This window comes from Microcoleus sp. PH2017_34_RAT_O_A, from assembly GCF_020737885.1.
GTDB lineage: Bacteria > Cyanobacteriota > Cyanobacteriia > Cyanobacteriales > Microcoleaceae > Microcoleus.
In genome coordinates this window covers 1-20,534 of record NZ_JAEQDD010000042.1, presented here as the reverse complement: position 1 = coordinate 20,534, position 20,534 = coordinate 1, and the positions used below count along the sequence as shown (strand labels likewise).

The 20,534-nt window shown below is 45.6% G+C and carries 14 protein-coding genes; 4 read left to right on the top strand and 10 right to left on the bottom strand.

The genetic code is table 11. The features are described 5' to 3' along the window. Window positions 1–196: 196 nt before the first annotated feature. Both JGK11_RS15600 and JGK11_RS15595 read right to left on the bottom strand, forming a co-directional pair. Window positions 197–4,174: an EAL domain-containing protein gene (locus JGK11_RS15600; protein ID WP_293212230.1), complete on the bottom strand. Its 3,978-nt coding sequence runs from the start codon at window positions 4,172–4,174 to the stop codon at window positions 197–199. Between the two features lie 234 nt (window positions 4,175–4,408). After that, on the bottom strand, window positions 4,409–4,609 hold the full coding sequence (locus JGK11_RS15595; RefSeq protein WP_293185518.1) for a hypothetical protein: 201 nt from the start codon (window positions 4,607–4,609) through the stop codon (window positions 4,409–4,411). Window positions 4,610–4,650: 41 nt separating this feature from the next. On the opposite strand from JGK11_RS15595, the gene acnB reads away from it, so the two are divergent. The 3 genes from acnB (at window position 4,651) to JGK11_RS15580 (ending at window position 8,527) form a co-directional block, all read left to right on the top strand. Continuing rightward, window positions 4,651–7,266, top strand: coding sequence for a bifunctional aconitate hydratase 2/2-methylisocitrate dehydratase (gene acnB / locus JGK11_RS15590; RefSeq protein ID WP_293185519.1), 2,616 nt, complete (start codon window positions 4,651–4,653; stop codon window positions 7,264–7,266). 401 nt (window positions 7,267–7,667) lie between these two features. Continuing rightward, window positions 7,668–8,054, top strand: a complete 387-nt coding sequence (locus tag JGK11_RS15585) for a hypothetical protein (protein WP_293185520.1) — start codon at window positions 7,668–7,670, stop codon at window positions 8,052–8,054. Then, window positions 8,051–8,527, top strand: coding sequence for a cupin domain-containing protein (locus tag JGK11_RS15580; RefSeq protein WP_293185522.1), 477 nt, complete (start codon window positions 8,051–8,053; stop codon window positions 8,525–8,527). Before JGK11_RS15585 ends, JGK11_RS15580 begins: the two co-directional genes overlap by 4 nt. Window positions 8,528–8,856: 329 nt before the next feature. Here JGK11_RS15580 and JGK11_RS15575 read toward each other — a convergent pair whose 3' ends face one another. From JGK11_RS15575 to JGK11_RS15545, 7 genes are all read right to left on the bottom strand, one after another. Next, on the bottom strand, window positions 8,857–9,516 hold the full coding sequence (locus JGK11_RS15575) for a pentapeptide repeat-containing protein (protein WP_293185523.1): 660 nt from the start codon (window positions 9,514–9,516) through the stop codon (window positions 8,857–8,859). A gap of 163 nt (window positions 9,517–9,679) precedes the next feature. Then, window positions 9,680–11,329: an ABC transporter substrate-binding protein gene (locus JGK11_RS15570; protein WP_293189259.1), complete on the bottom strand. Its 1,650-nt coding sequence runs from the start codon at window positions 11,327–11,329 to the stop codon at window positions 9,680–9,682. Between the two features lie 416 nt (window positions 11,330–11,745). Continuing rightward, window positions 11,746–13,218, bottom strand: coding sequence for an adenylate/guanylate cyclase domain-containing protein (locus JGK11_RS15565; protein ID WP_293185525.1), 1,473 nt, complete (start codon window positions 13,216–13,218; stop codon window positions 11,746–11,748). Between the two features lie 70 nt (window positions 13,219–13,288). Further along, complete coding sequence (locus tag JGK11_RS15560; RefSeq protein WP_293187071.1) at window positions 13,289–13,633, bottom strand: hypothetical protein; 345 nt, start codon at window positions 13,631–13,633, stop codon at window positions 13,289–13,291. Between the two features lie 67 nt (window positions 13,634–13,700). Then, entirely contained in the window at window positions 13,701–14,969 is a 1,269-nt protein-coding gene (locus JGK11_RS15555) for a transposase (protein ID WP_293212229.1), read from the bottom strand. Between the two features lie 100 nt (window positions 14,970–15,069). After that, a complete protein-coding gene (locus JGK11_RS15550; RefSeq protein ID WP_293212228.1) occupies window positions 15,070–15,651 on the bottom strand; it encodes a DUF6272 family protein in 582 nt (193 codons plus the stop codon). A gap of 173 nt (window positions 15,652–15,824) precedes the next feature. Further along, window positions 15,825–17,768 (bottom strand): PP2C family protein-serine/threonine phosphatase, encoded by a 1,944-nt coding sequence (locus tag JGK11_RS15545; protein WP_293198030.1) that lies wholly within the window; start codon window positions 17,766–17,768, stop codon window positions 15,825–15,827. 556 nt (window positions 17,769–18,324) lie between these two features. Between JGK11_RS15545 and JGK11_RS15540 the strand changes: the two genes are divergently transcribed. After that, window positions 18,325–18,903 carry a hypothetical protein gene (locus JGK11_RS15540; protein WP_293187068.1) on the top strand — a complete coding sequence of 193 codons (579 nt, stop codon included), beginning with the start codon at window positions 18,325–18,327 and terminating at the stop codon, window positions 18,901–18,903. A gap of 259 nt (window positions 18,904–19,162) precedes the next feature. Here the strand turns inward: JGK11_RS15540 and mnmA are convergent, their stop codons facing one another. Further along, window positions 19,163–20,254, bottom strand: a complete 1,092-nt coding sequence (gene mnmA, locus JGK11_RS15535; RefSeq protein ID WP_293189263.1) for a tRNA 2-thiouridine(34) synthase MnmA — start codon at window positions 20,252–20,254, stop codon at window positions 19,163–19,165. Between the last annotated feature and the right edge of the window lie 280 nt (window positions 20,255–20,534).

The following is a 20,534-nucleotide window of genomic DNA, read 5'->3' as shown; positions in this document are numbered from 1 at the left end:
CTTTGAGGTAAAAATATTGAATTGTAGTTAATGATTCATTCGTGCCTGGTGTTTGTTCGGTTGTCACACCAACTAAGCCGGGAGCAACTCGCATGAATCAAGCGCAAATGAATTATACAGCTATTGTCACCAGTTTTCAAATTCTGGGTAAATGAGTAAATTTAGGTAGAAATAGACAGATTTCTTGAAACAGATGTTAACCCGACTTGATATTGCCCAGATTTATCAGCATTTCTGTCACTGCGCCACTGTCCAAAGGTTTAGAAAACAAATATCCCTGAGCTAATTCGCAGTCGAGTGCCCGAAGCTGGGCTAACTGTTCGGCTGTCTCCACACCTTCGGCGATCGCATTTAATCCCAAATTGTGAGCCAAAGTTACGATCGCCCGCACAATCTGCAAAGGCTGACCCCCGCCGTTGCCGTTTTCGATCGCCCCCAAGCGACTCACAAAAGATCGATCGATCTTCAGCGTATCCAGCGGAAAGCGGTGCAAGTAACTCAAAGACGAATAGCCCGTACCAAAATCGTCGATCGACAATCGAATATTTCTACCTTTTAATTGGGCGAGTACAATATTAGCCTTAGCCACATTTTCTACGATCGCGCTTTCAGTGATCTCCAATTTCAAACAACTCGGAGCGCAGCCAGTTTCTGCCAAAATTTCATCTATATGTTCAATTAAATTCGCCATTCCTAACTGCTTTGGAGAAAGATTGACGCTCATTGTTAATTGTGAAGGCTCGACAATTGGTAACTGGAAATTGGGAATTGGGAATCGCGAATTGGGAATCGCGAATTGGGAATCGGCAATCGGTAATTGGTAATCGGGGATTGGTAATTGGAGATTGGTAATTGGGAATTTTTTCCCTCTTCCCTCTTCCTTCTTCCCTCTTCCCTCTTCCCTCTTCCCCCTTCCCTCTTCCCTCTTCCTTCTTCCTTCTTCCTTCTTCCTTCTTCCTTCTTCCATCAACATTTCTTGCCAAACGCGCAATTGTCGGCAAGCTTCGCGCAGCACCCAGGCTCCCAGAGGCACGATCAAGCCTGTTTCTTCAGCTACAGGAATAAAAGTAGAAGGCGGTACTAAACCCCGAATCGGGTGCTGCCAGCGCACCAAAGCCTCAAAACCTTCGATCGCACCGCTGGCGAGGGAAAAAATCGGTTGGTAGTGGACAATAAAGTGCGAACATTCATCCTTACTTTTCCCTAATTCCTCCTTGCCAAAAATAGCTAATCGCAGGTCTGTTTCTAACTGCAAGAGGGAGATAGTTTGGTCGTGCATCGCCAAATTAAACACCTCGTGGCGGGCTTTACCCAAAGCTTTAGCACGGTACATAGCAATATCAGCATCGCGCAGGAATTCTTCGGGATGGCTGTATAAAGCACTCTGCTGGCCGTTCAACTCGTCACTTTCTACTATTCCTAAGTCACCTCGACTGAAAACAATCCCAATGCTAGCGGTGGTAAATACTTCATGCCCTTCGAGGTTAAACGGAATCTTCAGTTCTGTTTGTATCCTGTTAGCTGCTAGGGTGGCGTCGCTGAAGCTCTGAATGCGGTCTAGCAGAATGGTAAATTCGTCTCCCCCCAACCGGGCGACTGTATCGGAAACGCGCACGCAATCCTGAAGCCGCTGCCCTAGGGCAATTAGCAGTTTATCCCCAAGAATGTGTCCTAAAGAATCATTAACTATTTTGAAGCGGTCTAAATCTAGGAACAGGACGGCAAATTTGTAATCTGGGGAATGTTTGGAACGGCGGATCGCTTGTCCTAGCCTGTCGATGAACAAAAGGCGGTTAGGTAAACCCGTCAGCGAATCGTGAAAGGCGCCGTGCAGTAGTTGCTGTTCTACTCGCTTGCGCTCGGTGACATCTCTGATAATAATTTGGGCGGCGGCTGAGCCTTGATAAATAGCAGGGATGCCGGCAACTTCAACGTCTATGATTTGTCCGTCAAGCCGCATCAATTTTTCTTCGGCAAGCTCGATCGGCTGATTTTCTTCCTCGACTTGTCTCATCCGTTCTCTGGCTTTTTCGACATAGTTTGGATGAACGATATCCAATACCGGAAAGCCGATGAGCTCTGCCGGAGATCTGGCGCCGAGGAGTTTAGCGCCAGCGGCATTGATGTAGACGATTTTTCCTTGACTGTGAACGGCGATCGCTTCGGGAGATAGTTCTACTAAACGACGATAGCGTTCTTCACTTTCTTGGAGAGATACTATCAGCTCGCAGCGCTCTTGTTCGGCTCGCTGGCGTTCGATTTCCATTCTGTGAACTGCCAGAAATTTACCGATGCTTTGAGCCATCAGTTCTATGATTTCTCTGGCCTGCGATTCAAAATTTTTATGTCGGGCTTTTTGCGAACAAAAGCTCAAAGTACCATAAATTTTATCGTTGACAAATATCGGTGTGCCAATGTATGATTCTATGTTCAAATCTTGATAAACTTGATGGTCGCCAGTTTTCAGTATTTCTTTGATGTGAGAACACGCCATGGTTTTTTGGGATTTGATTACTGCTGCACAGTAAGTATCGCTAAGATTTAATTTTAAGCCTTTGTTAAAATATTTGATGTTGCTTTTGACGGAGCGAATCAGAAAAGATTGACTTTCAACTTGAGCAATAATACCAATAGAGAGTCCAAAAATTAAACAGCCTGCTGTCAGATAATCATCAACCAGTTCTTGAAAGTTTTGATAGTGATAAGTTGTAATCCGGTGCAAATGTTTGAGGTTGGCACTGAATGTGGCTAAATCTTGAGACTTTAAAAATAATTCTTCTTCCGAGCGCTGGCGGTCTGTAACATCGGTTTGAACTCCAATAAAGTGAGTTAAGTGTCGCCGAAAATTGTATACGGGAGCAATAGAAAGTTCGTTCCAAAAAGGTGTTCCATCTTTCCGAAAATTACGCAAAATCACTTGGCATTCTTTCCCTTCTCGAATGGCAGTTTGCAGCTCTTTTGCAGCGGGGCAATTGGTATCTTTTCCCTGTAAAAATCGGCAATTTTTACCAATTAATTCCTCTCTGCTATAACCGGTGATCCGCTCAAAACTGGGATTGACATAAATAATTGGATTATCTGCAACTGTGGCGTCGGCGATCGCAATGCCGTTGCTGGTACTCTCGATCGCCCGTTCCATCATTTGCAAGCGCTCTTGCGATCGAATGCGATCGATCGCCGCAGCTAACAGATTGGCGATCGCTTCTACAAAATAAACGTCATCCTGGTTAAAAACGCGCTCTTGCTTGCTGTGTACCCCCAAAATGCCCCAGACAGCCGACTCAGCAGTCTTCCCAGGTTCTGCTTGTCCCCAGTTCTTTTTCGCCTGTCCTCGATTTCCGGGAACGATCGCAGTGACGCCGCTGACAGCCTGGTGGTTGTGCAGCAGTGGCGACTCGCTAAAGCGGGTTTCTACTCGCAAATCTGCGACGATTATCGGTTCACCAACTAGCAATGTGTAACCTGCTTGCGATCGACTAGAAGCGGTAACAGTAGCGTTACCGACAAGTCCGGGCTGCCAGCCAATCCCCGCTCGCAACAGAAAAGCATGGCCAGAAGGCAACAGTTCCAAAAACTGGCAATACTCGACATCTAGGGTTTGGGCAATTAACACCGCAGCTTTGTCCATCAGTGCGGACAAGTCTGTTTCGGCTAGGGCCTGCTGTCCCAAGTAGGCGACGGCCGCTTGCTGGCGGGCCCGCAAGTGGATTGACGCCAGCAATTCCTGCTCTTTAGCGGCGGCTAGCTTGCGCTCGGTAATGTCGCAGAACACCGACAGCACAGTTTTTTCCGACAGTAATGTCAAATACCGCATGGATACAGTGGCCCAAAACAGGGTACCGTCAGCTTTTTTGAGGCGGACTTCTGTCTCGCGGACGTATCCGTTGCGAGCGAGATCCTCCAGTAGTTGCTGCCGTTCTGCGGGATTGTTGTAGAGGATGGAGGCTGGCTGGTGGTCGATCGACTGAAATGCTCTCAGGCCGAAAGCCTGACGGCATAAATCGTTGCTATAAAGAATTATGCCGTCAGGTAGACTGCTGACGATCATGGGCATCGGCATCGAATTGGCGATCGTCAGCAGCAATTCTTTGGTTTCTTGCAATTCTTCGTACAAGTCTGGCTTGGCGGCACAGCCCTGACAGTCTTCACCGTTTTCAGGGATAAAACTTTCCATTTTTGAATTGTTCCATTGAGCAGGTAACTTTTTTTACCAGAAAAAATTGGTTGAAAGCCGGAACACGAGTGAGGGAGAAATAAAAATCAGACTATTCATTACTCGAATCCTCGGACTTAAGGGTAGAGGTCGCTCTCCTTCGGTCAACTGTCAACTGTCAACTGTCAACTGTCAACTGTTGAAACTTGTGGTGACTGATGATTGCATATGTAGAGAACGATCGACAGTGCCCCACTACATTAATCTTAACCAAAACTCATGCAAGTCAGCTCCCCAAAACTGCTCGGATCGAGTTTTAGGTGGAATGCCAGTGGCGATCGCATCTGTCTCTGGTAAGAAAATGTAGAGTTTCTGAACTTGCGTTAAATTTTCATGTATGGCGGGGTAGCTTGCCAAATATGCAGCGCCAGCCCCTAATCTAAAAAGTAATGCCATCTGCAAACAACTACCCAAAACTATCCGAGGAGAGAGAGAAAATGCTTGAATCTTACCGCCTTCACGCTGCCGAAAGAGCCGCATTGGGAATTCCGCCGCTGCCGCTAGACGCCCAGCAAACGTCGGAACTCTGCGAATTGCTGAAAAATCCGCCACCGGGAGAAGAAGAAGCCTTAATCGAATTATTGCGCGATCGCGTACCCCCAGGCGTAGACAGCGCCGCCTACGTCAAAGCTGGTTTTTTAACCGGCATCGCCAAAGGTGAAATCCACAGCCCCCTAATTGCTCCCAAATGGGCAGTTTACCTGCTGGGGACAATGATGGGCGGTTACAACGTCCAATCTTTAATCGACTTGCTCAATCCTACTGCCGAAATCGCTATCCCCGCCACCGCAGCCCGGGCTCTGAGCAAAACGCTGTTAGTATTCGATGCCTTCCACGACATTCTCGCCCTGTCGGATACCAATCCCTACGCGAAGCAGGTAGTCGATTCCTGGGCTGATGCCGAGTGGTTTACCGGCCGCCCCGAACTAGCCCAAGCCATTACTGTTACAGTCTTCAAAGTGCCCGGAGAAACCAATACCGATGACTTGTCTCCCGCACCTCAGGCTACCACGCGGCCGGACATTCCCCTGCACGCTTTGGCGATGCTCGAAAGCAAGATGCCAGGGGCCTTAGAAACGATCGCCCAATTGAAAGAAAAAGGCCATCCCGTCGCCTACGTTGGCGATGTTGTCGGCACCGGTTCCTCGCGGAAATCGGCGATTAACTCCGTGTTGTGGCACATTGGTAACGATATTCCGTTTGTACCAAACAAGCGCAACGGCGGATATATTCTAGGAAGTGCGATCGCCCCGATTTTCTTCAATACCGCTGAAGATTCCGGCGCATTGCCGATCGAATGCGATGTCGCCAAAATGGAAACCGGCATGGTAATCACCATCCATCCCTACAAAGGCGAAATCACCAACGAAGCCGGAGAAATCATCTCCACCTTCACCCTCAAACCCGACACAATCCTCGACGAAGTTCGCGCCGGCGGTCGAATTCCCCTATTAATCGGACGCACCTTAACCGACAAAGTTCGCGAAGCTTTAGGACTAGAAATTAGCCCGATTTTCACCCGTCCAACTATTCCCGCCGATACCGGAAAAGGCTTCACCTTAGCTCAAAAGATGGTAGGAAAAGCTTGCGGTTTGTCCGGCGTTCGTCCCGGCACATCTTGCGAACCATTAATGACCACAGTCGGTTCCCAAGATACCACCGGCCCCATGACTCGGGACGAATTAAAAGAACTTGCTTGTCTGGGATTTAGCGCCGATTTGGTAATTCAAAGTTTTTGTCACACCGCTGCCTATCCGAAACCAGTGGATGTCAAAACTCACCACGAATTGCCCGATTTCATGGCACAGCGCGCGGGCATAGCTTTGCGTCCCGGAGACGGAATTATTCACTCTTGGCTGAACCGGATGTTATTGCCGGATACAGTGGGAACAGGCGGCGATTCTCACACTCGTTTTCCATTAGGGATTTCCTTTCCGGCGGGTTCGGGATTAGTAGCTTTTGCTGCTGCTTTGGGCGTGATGCCTTTGGATATGCCAGAATCAGTTCTAGTCCGGTTCAAAGGTGAATTACAACCGGGAGTAACGCTGCGAGATGTTGTGAATGCAATTCCCTACGTAGCAATTCAAAAAGGTTTGCTGACAGTCTCGAAACAGAATAAGAAAAACGTCTTTTCTGGGCGAATTATGGAGATTGAAGGTTTGCCCGATTTGAAGGTCGAGCAGGCTTTTGAATTGACCGATGCCTCGGCCGAGCGTTCTTGCGCCGGATGCACGATTAAATTGAGCGCTGAGACTGTTTCTGAGTACATTCGTTCTAATGTCGCACTGCTCAAAAATATGGTGGCGCGGGGCTATGAAGATGCGCGGACGATGATGCGCCGGGTGGCGAAGATGGAGGAATGGCTGGCTAATCCGGTGTTGCTTGAGGCGGATGCTGATGCGGAGTATGTGGAAATCATCGAAATCGATCTCAATGAGATTACTGAACCGATTGTGGCTGCGCCGAATGACCCGGATAATGTGAAGCTGTTGAGTGAGGTTGCGGGCGATCGGGTAGACGAAGTATTTGTCGGTTCCTGCATGACAAATATCGGTCACTACCGCGCCACTGCGAAGGTGTTGGAAGGTGCAGGGGAAGTGAAAGCTCGCCTGTGGATTTGTCCGCCAACTCGGATGGACGAACAGCAACTGAAAGAAGAAGGTTATTACAGCATTTTTGGAGCGGCTGGAGCGCGCACAGAAATGCCGGGATGCAGTCTTTGTATGGGCAATCAAGCGCGGGTTAAAGATGCGACAACCGTGTTTTCAACTTCGACTCGTAATTTCAACAACCGCATGGGTAAAGACGCGCAAGTTTATCTCGGTTCTGCGGAATTAGCCGCAGTTTGTTCGCTGTTGGGTCGAATTCCCACAGTCGAAGAATACCAAGAGATTGTGGCGAAGAAAATCAATCCTTTTGCTGGTGATTTGTATCGATATTTAAATTTCGATCAGATTGCGGGCTTTGAGGATGAAGGGCGAGTGATTGCTTTGGAAGATATGCCTCGGATTGAGGATATTTTGGGGATTCCTGAGGGTGTTTTGAGCAAGTAATATCATCGCAGCTTACTGAGGGTGCATCTGGGTTTGGCAAATATGTGTGTAGGGGCGAAGCATGACCGCAGTCAATATGAGATTATAACTAATAACTTATATGCGGTCATGCTTCGCCCTCTTCAAAAATGAGATGCACCCGCTGACTTAGATGGTTATTTAGAACCGCAGATAAACGCAGATGTACGCAGATGAATTAATTATCTGCGTACATCTGTGTTCATCCGCTGATATCTGCGGTTCAAGCAAATCCCATAATTTGAATGAATCATCCTCCGCCTTTTGTTTACAATATTTACAATATAAGTAGAGGCGAATTCGATCGCCAATCTCTGGCTTCCCATCCAGGATATCGATCGACCCGCTGATTCATATAAATCCGAGAAAGGAGAAAAATGATTATGTCTGAACAAGCTTTAGTCAGTGAAAGTCCAGCGACAGCAACTTCAGCGCCAGAACCTCGCATTGGCAACGAAATGGTAGAGTTTCTCAGTGTAATTCAGCAAACTCCGAGAGAATATTGGCCGAATTTGCTGAAAATGATGCGGTTATTTCTGGAAACTGTGACGGTTAAGCCCGGATTACCGGAACCCGCCCAGACACCTGAAAACGTAGATTTTACTAAACTGTCGAAGGAGGAAAGGATCAAAAGAAATCAACCTGCGATCGAATTATTGCGATCGTGGCGAGAAGATGAGGATGATGAACAAGAACAAAAAGAAACTGCGGAATATCTTGAACAAGTGATAAATGAAGATCGGATGTCTAATCGACCATTGTTTCCATGAGCAGAATAATTATTTTGGATTCCGACTTACCAGTCCCTGATATACTTTCAACTACAGATATTTTTACAGACACCGTTAGCGAGATCAACAGCATGGTGGAAACAGTGGACACAATCGAAAAAACGGACGATCGCACGCAAACTCGGTTTTGGGGTAAAGTTACAGTCATAGACGCGGGCGATCGCTACAAGATCAATCGCATCGAAGTCAAACCGGGACACCACATCCGCACCCAAATGCACTATCACCGCAGCGAACACTGGGTTGTCGTCTCCGGTACCGCTAAAGTTATCTGCGATGACAAAGAGACCATTCTCATGCAGAAACAGTCAACCTACGTTCCCATGAATACCGCTCACCGCGTGGAAAACCCCGGCGTTATTCCCTTGGTGATGATTGAAATCCAAAATGGCGAATATCTGGGTGATGATGACATTATCCGTTTTCCCCAAGATGCCGCTGACGAAGATTGATCTCAAATCAAGTTAAATAACTCTCAGGTTTGTAGTGAGGACTTCAGTCCTCTCTCATCTCAGACTTAACGGAAAATTAAAATTACCAGAAAGAATTAGTTTAAAGCCCCAAGCCCGGGAGAAATTAAAATCAGGCTCTTCGTTACTCCAATCCTGTTCCTTCTTTTGTCAACAGTCAACGAAGAGGGCGGGCACGGGGGCACCGCCCCTACAAACTGTCAAATGAATGAAGGAAATTAAAATTATAGGGGCAATTTCAGAAATTGCCCCTACAGGATTATATTAAGGTTGTTAAACACGATAGTCTGATATAGCAATTGGCGATCGTCCTACGGCAAAGCAGCGTTTTTCAAATCTACATTTGCCATATTGGCATCCTGTAAATTAGCGCCAGTCAAATCCGAACCGTTCAAGTTAGCACCGGTCAAATTAGCACCAGTCAAATTAGCATCCCGCAAGTTAACCCCCAGCACATCTATTCCCGACAAACTACCGCCCCGGAGGGTGATATTTCCCAGATTCGCGACAGACTGACGGGCATTTCTCAGGTTCGCCCCAGTCAAATTAGCACTTTCTAAATTAGCCCCGACCAAATTAGCACTGGTAAGGTTGGTATTTTTCAAACTGGCAATTACTAAACCAGCCAAACTCAGGTTAGCGCGAGTCAAATCAGCACCCTCCAAATTTGCCCCGTGCATTTTAGCCCCAATTAAGCTCGCACCTTGCAATTTAGCTTGTGTCAGATTTACTGCGTTTAATTTGGCTTCGTTCAAATTTGTACCGCTCAAATTTGCACCACTCAAATTTGCACCGTTCAAATTCGCACCGCTGAGATTCATGCCAGAAAGCTGCGCTCCTGTCAAGTCACATTTGCTGCAATTTTTAGTTTCTAATAGTTGCTTGACTTGTGATACGTTTTCTGCTTTGACTCCAGAAGCAAAACCGATCGCAATTAGCAGCCCTGTTGTTGTTAAAATTCCAAATTTCATATACTCACCCTCGGCGATATCTCTCTCTACTAATAATATCCAACATTTTTAGAGAGAGTGGGGTGATCGGTCTCTTCGATAAACTGTGACAATCATCACCCTGTTGTGCACAAAAGATGATAGAATTATGGACGTTTAAACTCCCAACAATTATTGTAAACAATTATTGCTTTTTCAGGAACCAAAAGGGAAAGGATTGCGTCGGTTCGAGACGGACACCCGTGATGCTGTTCTGAGCAAAAGTATAGTCCTTATCCTGCCATAGAGGGATGAAAGGTACATCTTGACCTAGTATGTCCTGAATTTCGGCAAACAAAGCTTTGCGGGTTTGAGGGTTGGCTTCTTGGCGCTGCTTGGCGATCAGTTGATTTACCCGATCGCTATAATAAAACGAACCCTGCCCCTGACTGGCACCCTTTTCACACCCGCGGGCCGCCGAACCCGTCGCACAATCCAAAAACGGCTGAATGTAATTGTCAGCGTCGAAAAAGTCAGCGTACCAATCCACCAACACCGCAGGATAAATCCCCTTCTCTATATTCTGAAACAAAGTCGGAGATTCAACGCTGTTAATTTCCACCTGCATTATCCCGTCCATTTTGAGTTGGGCTAAAGCTTTAATCGTACTCGCCACTAAACCTCGTTTTGTAGAACCGCTAGGATGCCAAATTTGAAAAATAAACGGATTGGCGGCCGAATATCCCGCTTTTTTTAGCAATTCCTTGGCTTTTGTCATGTTGGCGTCGCCGTACAGTTCTTTAAATACTGGCTTGTTAACGTCGAAGGTTGTGGGAATCAGGCTGTACAGAGGCTGGGCTTGTCCTCGGAGGACGCGATCGTTAATCAACGGCCGATCCATCGCCGCGGTGATCGCCTGTCTCACCTCTAACTTATCCAGCGGTTTAGAATTGAGATTCAGCGTCATATAACTAACTGTACTGCTCTCCCCCGCGATTTCCTGCCATTTCCCTTTTTTTGCTCCCTCATCCAAGCTGCGAACTTGATCCGCATCCAGGGATAAATAAGCTACATCGATCGCACCAGTCCTAAAAGTATTGAACAAATTTGAAGAACTCGAAAGCAGCAAAATGTCAATACCTCTATTGACGGGTTTTTCTCCCCAATACTTATCAAAGGCGTCAAACTTCAGAGAATCGCTACCGTACTTCGCCAGTTTGTAGCGTCCAGTTCCCACAAAAGTATCCGGTTTAAATTTACCGTCCCCAATCTCATAAGCTTTCGGAGAAATCGGACAAAGACCGGCAAATGTCAGCAAAGAAGGAAACGCAGCAAAAGGCTTTTTGAGTTGAAAAGTTAATTCGTATTCGCCCGTCGCTTTCACCGATTCTACTGCATCGCCCAACAAGAAAGCCGGACGACCGCCATTTTTGATAAACCGCTGCAAGGAAAATTCCATTGCTGCGGCGTTAAACGGTGTGTCGTCGTGAAAAATCACGCCTTGACGCAAGGGAATTGTATATGTCAATCCGTCTTTGCTAACTTTTGGCATTGCTGTCGCCAAGTGGGGGATTAACTTTGTCGTTCCCGACTCGTAGGTGTAGAGAGTATCGCCCAAATTTCGCAGCAGTTGTCCTGAGATGGTTTCGTAAGCGTCGGCGGGGTCGATCGTCCGCAATTTCAAGGTTGTGCCAATTGTCACGCGATCGTTGTTGGGCGAATTGGGCGAATTGGGCGATCGACTGGCACTCTGTCCGCAGCTTGCAGTTAACAAGCAGCAGAGGCAGAACAAAGCTATAACTTTAATTACTGAAGGTTTTATAGATATTCTCGACTGCCACTTGTTAATTCCCATCGTCTTTTATTGACACTCCAAATTAGTAATTATATTATCAGGACTTACACACTTTTAAATGAGAAACCCGGTTTCTTGGTAGATGCAATGTCGCGAAACCTCTTAAACTGCCAACTGCCAACTGTCAACTGTCAACTGTCAACTGTCAACTGTCAAGGGAGCATCTCATTTTTGTAAAAAGCATTTTTTTATTATAGTGCGAGCGTCCCCGCTCGCGTATTGTACTCGCGAGCGGGGACAGCACTATATATAAATGCAAAACTGAGATGCTCCCGATGCAATGTCGCGAAACCTCTTAAACTGCCAACTGCCAACTGTCAACTGTCAACTGTCAACTGTCAACTGTCAACTGTCAACTGTCAACTGTCAACTGTCAACTGTCAACTGTCAACTGCCAACTGCCAACAGCCAACTGACTAAATTTCCCTGAGGAGCGATCGCCAATCCCGACAGCGTTTCAGGTAAATGCGAGCTACCCGATCGCTCGGATTTTTCCGCAAACACTCTTCAAACAATTTTCCTGCCAATCGGTACTCATGGCGATCGCAAAGTAACATTGCTTCAGTATATACCGCCAAATTTGCTAGCTTAGCCGAGAGAATTTCCGGCGGATCGGCATCGAAGACCTCATATATTGTGACATATTGTAATTTTCCTTTTACCTGTACTTTATCCACAATCCGAATATTATAATCAGCCGGATTTCGCAACCGTTCCAATGTCTGCTGAGAAATTAACATAGGAACGCCATAATCTTTCGTCAACCCTTCAATCCGAGATGCCAAATTAACAGCATCACTAATCACCGTGCTATCCATTCTGCTTGTGCCACCAACTGTCCCCAGCATCAAAGAACCAGAATTGATCCCAATCCCAATTTTAATCGGGATGTAGCCCACACTTAAACGGTATCTGTTGTAATCATTCAGGATATTTAGCATCGCAATACCAGCTTTCACTGCATCATCTGCACAGTCGCTAAACAAAGCCATAATCGCATCGCCGATATATTTGTCAATAAACCCGTGATTGCTAGTAATAGCAGGCTCCATGCGCGACAGGTAAGCATTTATAAAATTAAAATTTTCTTGAGGAGTCATAGTTTCGGAAAGCGTCGTGAAATCGCGGATGTCCGCAAACAGCACCGACATTTCCTGCTGCACTTGATCGCCTAAACTGACATCAATAATACTTTCATATCCCAACAAATTGAGAAATTGATGTGGCACAAATCGCCCGTAGGCATCAGTTAATTCCGATTCAGCATCCAGAGATTTTTCTAAGCTTTTATTGACTTCAAATAATTCCTTAATAAATGTTTGGCGGTCGGCTTCAGCTTGTTTGCGTTCCGTGACATCTTGAAAAACTGCGATCGCAAAAGCAACTTTGCCACCGTCAAAAATTGGCGTCCCCCAAGTCTCAAGGGGGATTTTCTTGTCTAGTCTATGAATTTCCAGATCGTCAGCAGTCGAACTTTCTCCCGTCAAAGCTCGGACGAGCGGCAAATTCTGTGAAGGGTAAATAATATCAGTTCCCGCGATATAAAATTTATAACTTTTTGACAAATCATCAACAGCATTTAACGGCAACACCCCTTGGCCGAGTAACTGCTGTCCGGCACGATTGACGTAGTAAGGTTTACCTTGAGCATCGAGCACCGCCACGCCTACGGGAATCGCTTCCAGAAATTGAGCTAGCTTGATTTCGCCTTCCCGCACCGCCTCCAATGCCCGATAGCGCAACTCAGATTCCACCGTATCGGAATGTTCAGCAGTATTTTCCAGCAAGATTTCCAGATCCGCTTTTTCCTCCTTCAAGTCTTCCACTTGCTGGCGCAATCTTTCTATCTCTAAAAGTAGCTGTTCTCTAGATGGTTGTTCTTCCAGCATAACCCGAGAATTTGCGCCTCGACTAACAGAAAATTGCTCAACAGTCCATACCCTAAAAGTCATCATATGTCTATAGTAATTCAAACTGCAAACTCGGCATTAGGCGCTGGAAATTCTTCACAGATTTACCTTGCCAAGCTATACGTTGAGAACCTTGTACCGCCATTTGCACCCGAGCTTTTTTGCGGACTTCGATAATAAACTTCGACAGCATATTTATGCCTGAACTGTTCAAAAATTCTAACTGTTGCAAATTGAGGGTAATTTTTGCCGGTGCCAAATCGGCTACCTCCTCCAGCAACTGCACTATCGGTGCGTACTCTTGGGGCCCGCTCAACCTTAGAGATCCTCTAAAACTCACGGTTGCCGTTGATGGATCGTAACAGATCCCGTAATCTTCTGTTTTAATTTCCATTGCCGCAAAAAAAAGTCCCTTAGATATTATCGATCGCCAGCGATACTTATAGCTGGTAAAAGTATAGTCATTTATAGGCATGGGAGGCTTCAAGTCCCTCCCCCTTCACTTTCACTTTAAGCGGATTGACCCGCCTCGGCTGAACTACGCAGCTCTCTATCCCATCGCTGAACGCATTTGGGATTGCTTTTCTGAGAATATTGTAAGAAGCATTCACGTCAGAATTAATCAACTGACCAGTCGATGTTTTGTACAAACCTCGCTTAATCCGCCCCCCTGTAAACACAGGCTCTTTTTCGGTTTTTCCATAAACAGGAATTGGGTCTAAACCTAAAAAACTGGAGCGGGATGTGTAGGATTCTTCCTGCACAATTACATTGATTCCCGCCAACCGAGCTTTGTACTCCAACATTTCAATTAATCGAGAGTGAGGAATACTAACAAAGTTTTGATTGGTTTGCTTCCCTAGATCGATCTCGGTTTTCCACTGCGCGTTCTTGCCAATTACTAGCGTCCCAATCTGCTTGGTTAGCAAAAGGTTAATAATTAGACGGCTAGCATGATGTAAGTAATTATCAACTTTCTGATTGCGACAGCGAGTTAAGCGCTGAATGCGGGGCGAAGTTTTGCGGTTCCCTTTTAACTGGGATTGCAATCGTGCTTTCCGCTTGTTGTAGAACTGGTTGATCGATTTCAATGGTCGCCCGTTAATCAACAAAGGGATAAATCCCGGTTGATTTGAAGTTAACGCCACTAAATTGTCCAGTCCTAAATCAATACTAGCTACAAAATTAGCGTTGCCCAGGGTGGACTCCGGTTCATCATAAATTACCTCAATTACATAGGAATCACATTTCGGAACCAGCCTAATTTGGCAAACCTGGTCGTGATTGACTTGGGTTTTAATTAAAAGTTCTGTACCCGAAAGTTTAATGATTCCTTTCTTCAACTGTTTGCTGCTAATTGCTTGAATCGTGTAGACCAGAAGGTTTCGCCCTTTAACTTTATCTTTGTACTTCGGCAGTTTTGGGCGACCAGTGAATTTTGAAGAATCAACTTTGTAAGCTTTAACGGCTTCAAAAAACGATTTCCAATTCTTGTCTAGCACCATCAAGATTTGCTGGCTTACTTTAGCAGGCAAAGCCTTGTATGCGACCTGAGACTTCATCAATCGGTTCATTTCGTTATAACTGACATAACCCCATCCATAAATAAAGCTCTGACGAATGACGTAATTGGCGGCATTGTAGAGGTTTTTGGACTTGAAAGCTAGTTCGTCTATTTGGGCGAAACGGTGTTCCGTTGATTTAATGATGTGCCTCTCTGTTAATTGCATTTGAGACTTGCGTTTTTTGGGCGATGCGTATTCCTTGTTCAACACTCACAACTATAGAATACCATTATTGTTTATAATTGCTTATAAACTCAATGAAGTTTTACAATACTCTTAATTGCACCATAGTTGTCACCGTAATTACTTCCGGGTCTTTTTGCACCGTCTGGAACTTCCAACCTATTTTGGTGGTATAATCGCTCAGCATGGTTAGCAGGCCCAATCCTGAATTAGTAGAATTTTCGTCAGCAGCATTTTTTTCCAACCGCTCAATGTACAGCTCGCTCGGATCGGACTCCAGCAACTGCTGAATGTAAGCCTGAAACTTCCCTACACCTTGCGGAGGGATGGTGTTAGCAACTGAGAAAATCAGTCCGTCGCTCCTTAATTGCAGTTTAATGTTGATCGGGTGTTCCGATGTCTCATCATTAAACTTCATCGCATTCTCTAATAACTCATTAGCAATATAGCTAACAGCACTTTTAATTTCAGCTTGTCTGTCAATTGTCGAGGGGTCATCCTCGTTTCCAGGGAAAAAAGTCGTCAAGTAGTCAGCCAGAAAATCCGCCGACAAACCGTTGTTCCGCCACCGCTGCTTGAGGGGGATCGAACTCGGGGAAAATCCAATTATTAAATATTCGTGGCTGGGAGTCGGCTCGATGAAATCGCCGAAAGTCTGAATCATATTAGTTGTTATTTGTTAGTTGTTATTTGTTAGTTGTTATTTGTTGGTTGACTGTTGTTATTGGTTATTGGTTATTGGCGAGTTGCTACCAATGCCCCATGCCCCATGCCCCATGCCCCATGCCCCATGCCCCATGCCCCATGCCCCATGCCCCATGCCCAATTCCCAATTCCCTATTTTTGTTTTAGAACCAGCAATGTGATGTCATCAAAAACTTTTTGTTGGCCGATGTGCGATCGCACGTCGTCAATTACAGCGTGCCTGATCTCTGTAGCCGTTTGCTGCCAATTAATCTGTATTACCTTAATTAACCTATCTAAACCATAAAGCACTTTATTCATATTTTTAGCCTCCGTAATCCCATCAGTGTACAGCACTACCACATCTCCTGAATGCAACTGGACAAGGGTTTGGGCCACAAAATCAGCAATATCTTCATCCAGCCCGATCGGGAAACCCAAATCGATTGTATCAAACCGCTCGGCAGAACCGTTACACCGCACGACAATCATTTCTTCGTGCTGGCCGCTCAACTTCAGCATTCCCTCGTGATAGTCTAGCAAAGCAAGGCTAGCGTTCTTATCCCATTTCATCCGCTGCATATTATCGTAAATTACAGTGTTAATAGCGGTTAAAAATCTTACCGGATCGGCTTCGTTGTAGGTGAGCAAAGTTCGCACTGCTGTTTGAAGCATAATCATTAAAACACCGCTCTCCAATCCGTGTCCCGTCACGTCGCCAATACCAATTTTTACTTTACCTTCGTGCTGGAGTACATCGTAATAGTCACCGCCTACTTCATCAGCAGGTTCCATAAATCCTGCAATATCTAAGCCAATAACTTCCTTCAATTCTCGGTCTTTCGGCAGCAGCATCTGCTGAATTTTGCGAGTGACATCTAGTTCGGCACTCATCCGCATATTTTCGGATTTTAGGCGATCGTTAAGAACAGTAATTTCTTGATTCGCACCAACCAAAGCCTCGGCAATCTTGTTAAATGCACCCACAACTTGCCCGAGTTCATCTTTGTTATCCAAAATAATTTTGTGGTCAATATTGCCACTTGCCATATTTTTTGACGCTTCCTCAAGCACAAATACAGTTTGCATGACTGCTAGGTAAAAAGATACAAATAAATAAACAACTATTGTTAAAATAATTAGAATAAAAACATAAATTAAGTGTTTTCTAGTAACTAAAGCATCTATACGTTTTTGCAGGAGAAAGTCTAATTCATTGACACTTTTGTCCCACAGTTCAAAACTCGAATTCAGAACTCGGTCGCTGCCATCGAGATAGGTATAATATTCGACTGTGGCTGTGGGATAAATTAGTTTATCTAGTTGCCCAGTTAGTTGCTCTACTACTGAGTTAAATTTTATCAAATCTTGGCTTAATTTCGGTCGCAGATTCCCGTGAGGATTGTTGCTAAATCCTACCTCCATATTGATTGCTAAATCCTGATTGAGTTCTCTCAATTTGCCCGCAAAAGTAATCAATTTCGCTCTTTCCTCAGGTGTGGCATCGGAACGCAGGCTACTTTTTTGAGAAAATAGCCTAATTTCTGACAATAATTTTTGCATTTCTGGAATTTTCAACAAAGTTGCATCCATCAAATAATAGGTATCTAAATCTGGGTCTAATATGAGATTGGAAGTATCGCCGACGTGAGCGCTCAATTTATTAATATCATATGCGATTTTTTGATATACAACATCGTAAGTTTCTAAACTCCACTGGCTCCGATGAAGTTTAAATTTTTGCCAATTTTGATAAATGGTATTAAATTGCTCGCGGGAAACTAAAGTTGTTCCTAACTGGCGGTCGGTATTTGCCAGGGATTGAAAGTCCGCGTCTATCTTAGCTTCAAAATTATCCCAGGACTCGTGCTGGCTTAAATTTGGATTTAAACCCTGATAATTTAACAGGTGAAATTTCGGTATGTATTCCCTCAACTGGCGCAGCGGACGCAGGTATTGATTGCCGTAGATTTCTTTTTGGGCAAAATCAACTCTGGTGTTAATTTCGGAAATCAGCAGGTACATCATCAAGACTAACGGCATCGCAAATAGAAAACCGATCAAGATGAATTTTTGAGGATAGCTGATCCGATTCATTAAATGGATTCCTAGGGATTTTCTGTTCATAATCGATATATTTCAACAAGATGTTACTAAAAAATTAGCGATCGCTACTAAGTTATTTTCGGGGACGATCGCTCTTGAAAACCTAAATCCTCTAATTAATCAGCGATAGCTTGCTTAATTTATCATGCGTTCCCGTCCTGTTGCTACAGATTGTACGGCATCCCTTGGCTCTCACTGGCTCAGTTCGCCTCCCCTTGTCTACAAAACCTTCAGAAGTTTGGGCACGATGAATAGTCATTTATACTGAGATGTTCCCCCAAAATCATTTTTGTTTCAGCAGATTTACCTAGCGATAAATTTTGCTCAATACTATACTAAAAGTAAAAATTAAGTAATAACTGGTAGTGCAAGTTTCCTGAAACAGAAGTGGCAGCAGGGAGTATAAGATACTTGCGCCGCACGACTCTGTTAAGTCGGTTCTGCACCAAGGAACAAACAGCACCAGCAGCAGTGTCTATATCGGTATCTGCATTTGAGTGCTCCGGAGCGATCGCGCAAGAGTGTAAAGTGAGGCAGAGGGCGTACTATGAAACCAATCTCCGAAAATAACTCTCAAAACAATCAAAACCGAGGTGAAAAGCAGCCTAATCCTTTAATCTTGGCTTTGGTGCTGACGGGAATTCTGGCATGGGAAATGTATCCGGCGCTAATCCACACCGCTGCGGCTAACGCGGGCGCCCTCAAACAGTCCCTCGTTCAGGTAGAAAACCAAGATGAGCAAACAGCGCAGCAATTTCCCGCTGTCGGGGATCAAAAAAAAATCAGCTATTCGGGATTGGTACTAAATAGTCTAATTTCCGAACCGGGCAATTTGGCTGAGGGTACGCGCCAAAATCCCCCGAACCAGTTGCCCGCAAACGTTGCAGCCGCAGTTCGCCAAGAGTTGTCGCGCTCGACTGGGATTGCTGCTGACAAGTTGAAAGTCACTGAATCGAGCCGGCAAAGTTGGCCGAATACTTGTTTGGGACTCGCGAAATCTGATGAAATTTGCGGCCAAATGATTGTTGAAGGTTGGCGGGTTGTGGTTTCTGATGGCGGCCAAACTTGGGTTTACCGCACCAATGCTAGGGGGAATGTGTTGCGGTTGGAAAAGAAAGTTAGTTAAGGGAATTTGACCCTGTGAAATGAACAATAAATTTCCTTTTGGAACAGGCAAGATGCCTGTTCCACAAAGACTAGATTTTATTGTGGTAGATTTCTTGTGGGGTGGGGACGCGAGCGGGTGCATCTGGTTTTTTGAAGAGGGCGAAGCATGACCGCATATAAGTTATTAGTTATAATCTCCTATTTTATGCGGTCATGCTTCGCCCCTACGGATATATTCGCTTGCATTGAGATGCACCCACGCGAGCCATCCCCTAACATCAATTTGGGAGTTTTTTTCTTTCAATAATCCCGCCGCCTAAGAGCACATCTGAGTCATACCAAACTGCGGCTTGTCCGGGGGTAATGCTCAACTGCGGTTCGTCAAAAATTACCTTGACTCTTGTACCGCTTGCTTTTTCGTCTGCTTCGGATGATTCCACGGGAATAATTGTAGCGGGGACGGGTTGCGATCGATAGCGAATCTGCACGGAAGCCCGAATCGGAGCGATCGGCCCAGCGACAGAAACCCAATTTACTTTCTGGACATTGCAGTCAGATTCTACTGCCAACTGGCGATCGCCCACAATTACCCGATTAGCACCAGCATCAAGTTCAATCACATACAGCGGTTCCGGTGCGGCAATCCCCAGGCCCTTCCGCTGGCCGATAGTGTAGTGGTGCACGCCGTCGTGCTGTCCGAGTACGCGGCCGGACTTATCTACAATGTCACCCTTTTGCGGCGCAATGTACTTGTCGAGAAAAGCCCGCATCGAACCGTTACTTTCCACCAAACACAAATCCTGACTTTCCGGCTTATCAGCGGTTGTCAAGCCAAATTCCGCCGCAATTCTGCGAGTTTCAGTCTTGGTGATTTCCCCCAAAGGAAACTCCGTACCCGCCAGTAAATCCTGTGTTAAATCGTACAAGAAATAAGACTGATCTTTCGCAGGGTCGATCGCCCGCAGCAACTGATAGCGATCGGTAGCAGTATCATAGGTAATGCGAGCGTAGTGCCCCGTAGCAATCTTTTCAATACCCAGCTCTTCGCGAGCGTACTTGAGCATCGGCCCGAACTTCACAGTTTTATTGCACTGCGAACAAGGCAGAGGTGTAACTCCTGCACTGTAACCGTCCACCAAAAAATCGACAATACTTGCCTGAAAGACCTCGCGGCTGTCAACAATGTGATGGGGAACGCCCAAATCTTCGCAAATTTTAGCGGCATCGACCATTCCCTCAGAGCAGCATTGACCTTTGCCTTTCATCAACCACAGCGTTAAACCCACCACTTCATAGCCCTGATGGTGTAAAATTGCGGCTGCTGCGGAACTATCGACCCCGCCGGAGAGGCCTACGACAATCTTGTTCATGGTTCGGAAATAAATTGCTATTTTACTGTTTTACTGTTACGCAAGTTCGATCGAGCTAATTGATTATACCACAAAAATACTACAACCTGCTACTGCTGTTAGCTGAAATTTTAGCACTAATAAGTAAATCCACCTAATTAAGCCTCAAATCCCGATCGCTCAAAGGCTTGCTGTGTATTTTTTCTTCCTTCTTCCTTCTTCCTTCTTCCTTCTTCCTTCTTCCTTCTTCCTTCTTCCTTCTTCCTTCTTCCTTCTTCCTTCTTCCTTCTTCCTTCTTCCT

Bases quoted from the DNA above. Each gene is read 5' to 3' on its own strand.
- JGK11_RS15600 (WP_293212230.1), bottom strand. From the start codon at position 4,174: ATGGAAAGTTTTATCCCTGAAAACGGTGAAGACTGTCAGGGCTGTGCC.
- JGK11_RS15595 (WP_293185518.1), bottom strand. From the start codon at position 4,609: ATGGCATTACTTTTTAGATTAGGGGCTGGCGCTGCATATTTGGCAAGC.
- acnB (WP_293185519.1), top strand. From the start codon at position 4,651: ATGCTTGAATCTTACCGCCTTCACGCTGCCGAAAGAGCCGCATTGGGA.
- JGK11_RS15585 (WP_293185520.1), top strand. From the start codon at position 7,668: ATGTCTGAACAAGCTTTAGTCAGTGAAAGTCCAGCGACAGCAACTTCA.
- JGK11_RS15580 (WP_293185522.1), top strand. From the start codon at position 8,051: ATGAGCAGAATAATTATTTTGGATTCCGACTTACCAGTCCCTGATATA.
- JGK11_RS15575 (WP_293185523.1), bottom strand. From the start codon at position 9,516: ATGAAATTTGGAATTTTAACAACAACAGGGCTGCTAATTGCGATCGGT.
- JGK11_RS15570 (WP_293189259.1), bottom strand. From the start codon at position 11,329: ATGGGAATTAACAAGTGGCAGTCGAGAATATCTATAAAACCTTCAGTA.
- JGK11_RS15565 (WP_293185525.1), bottom strand. From the start codon at position 13,218: ATGCTGGAAGAACAACCATCTAGAGAACAGCTACTTTTAGAGATAGAA.
- JGK11_RS15560 (WP_293187071.1), bottom strand. From the start codon at position 13,633: ATGGAAATTAAAACAGAAGATTACGGGATCTGTTACGATCCATCAACG.
- JGK11_RS15555 (WP_293212229.1), bottom strand. From the start codon at position 14,969: ATGCAATTAACAGAGAGGCACATCATTAAATCAACGGAACACCGTTTC.
- JGK11_RS15550 (WP_293212228.1), bottom strand. From the start codon at position 15,651: ATGATTCAGACTTTCGGCGATTTCATCGAGCCGACTCCCAGCCACGAA.
- JGK11_RS15545 (WP_293198030.1), bottom strand. From the start codon at position 17,768: ATGAATCGGATCAGCTATCCTCAAAAATTCATCTTGATCGGTTTTCTA.
- JGK11_RS15540 (WP_293187068.1), top strand. From the start codon at position 18,325: ATGAAACCAATCTCCGAAAATAACTCTCAAAACAATCAAAACCGAGGT.
- mnmA (WP_293189263.1), bottom strand. From the start codon at position 20,254: ATGAACAAGATTGTCGTAGGCCTCTCCGGCGGGGTCGATAGTTCCGCA.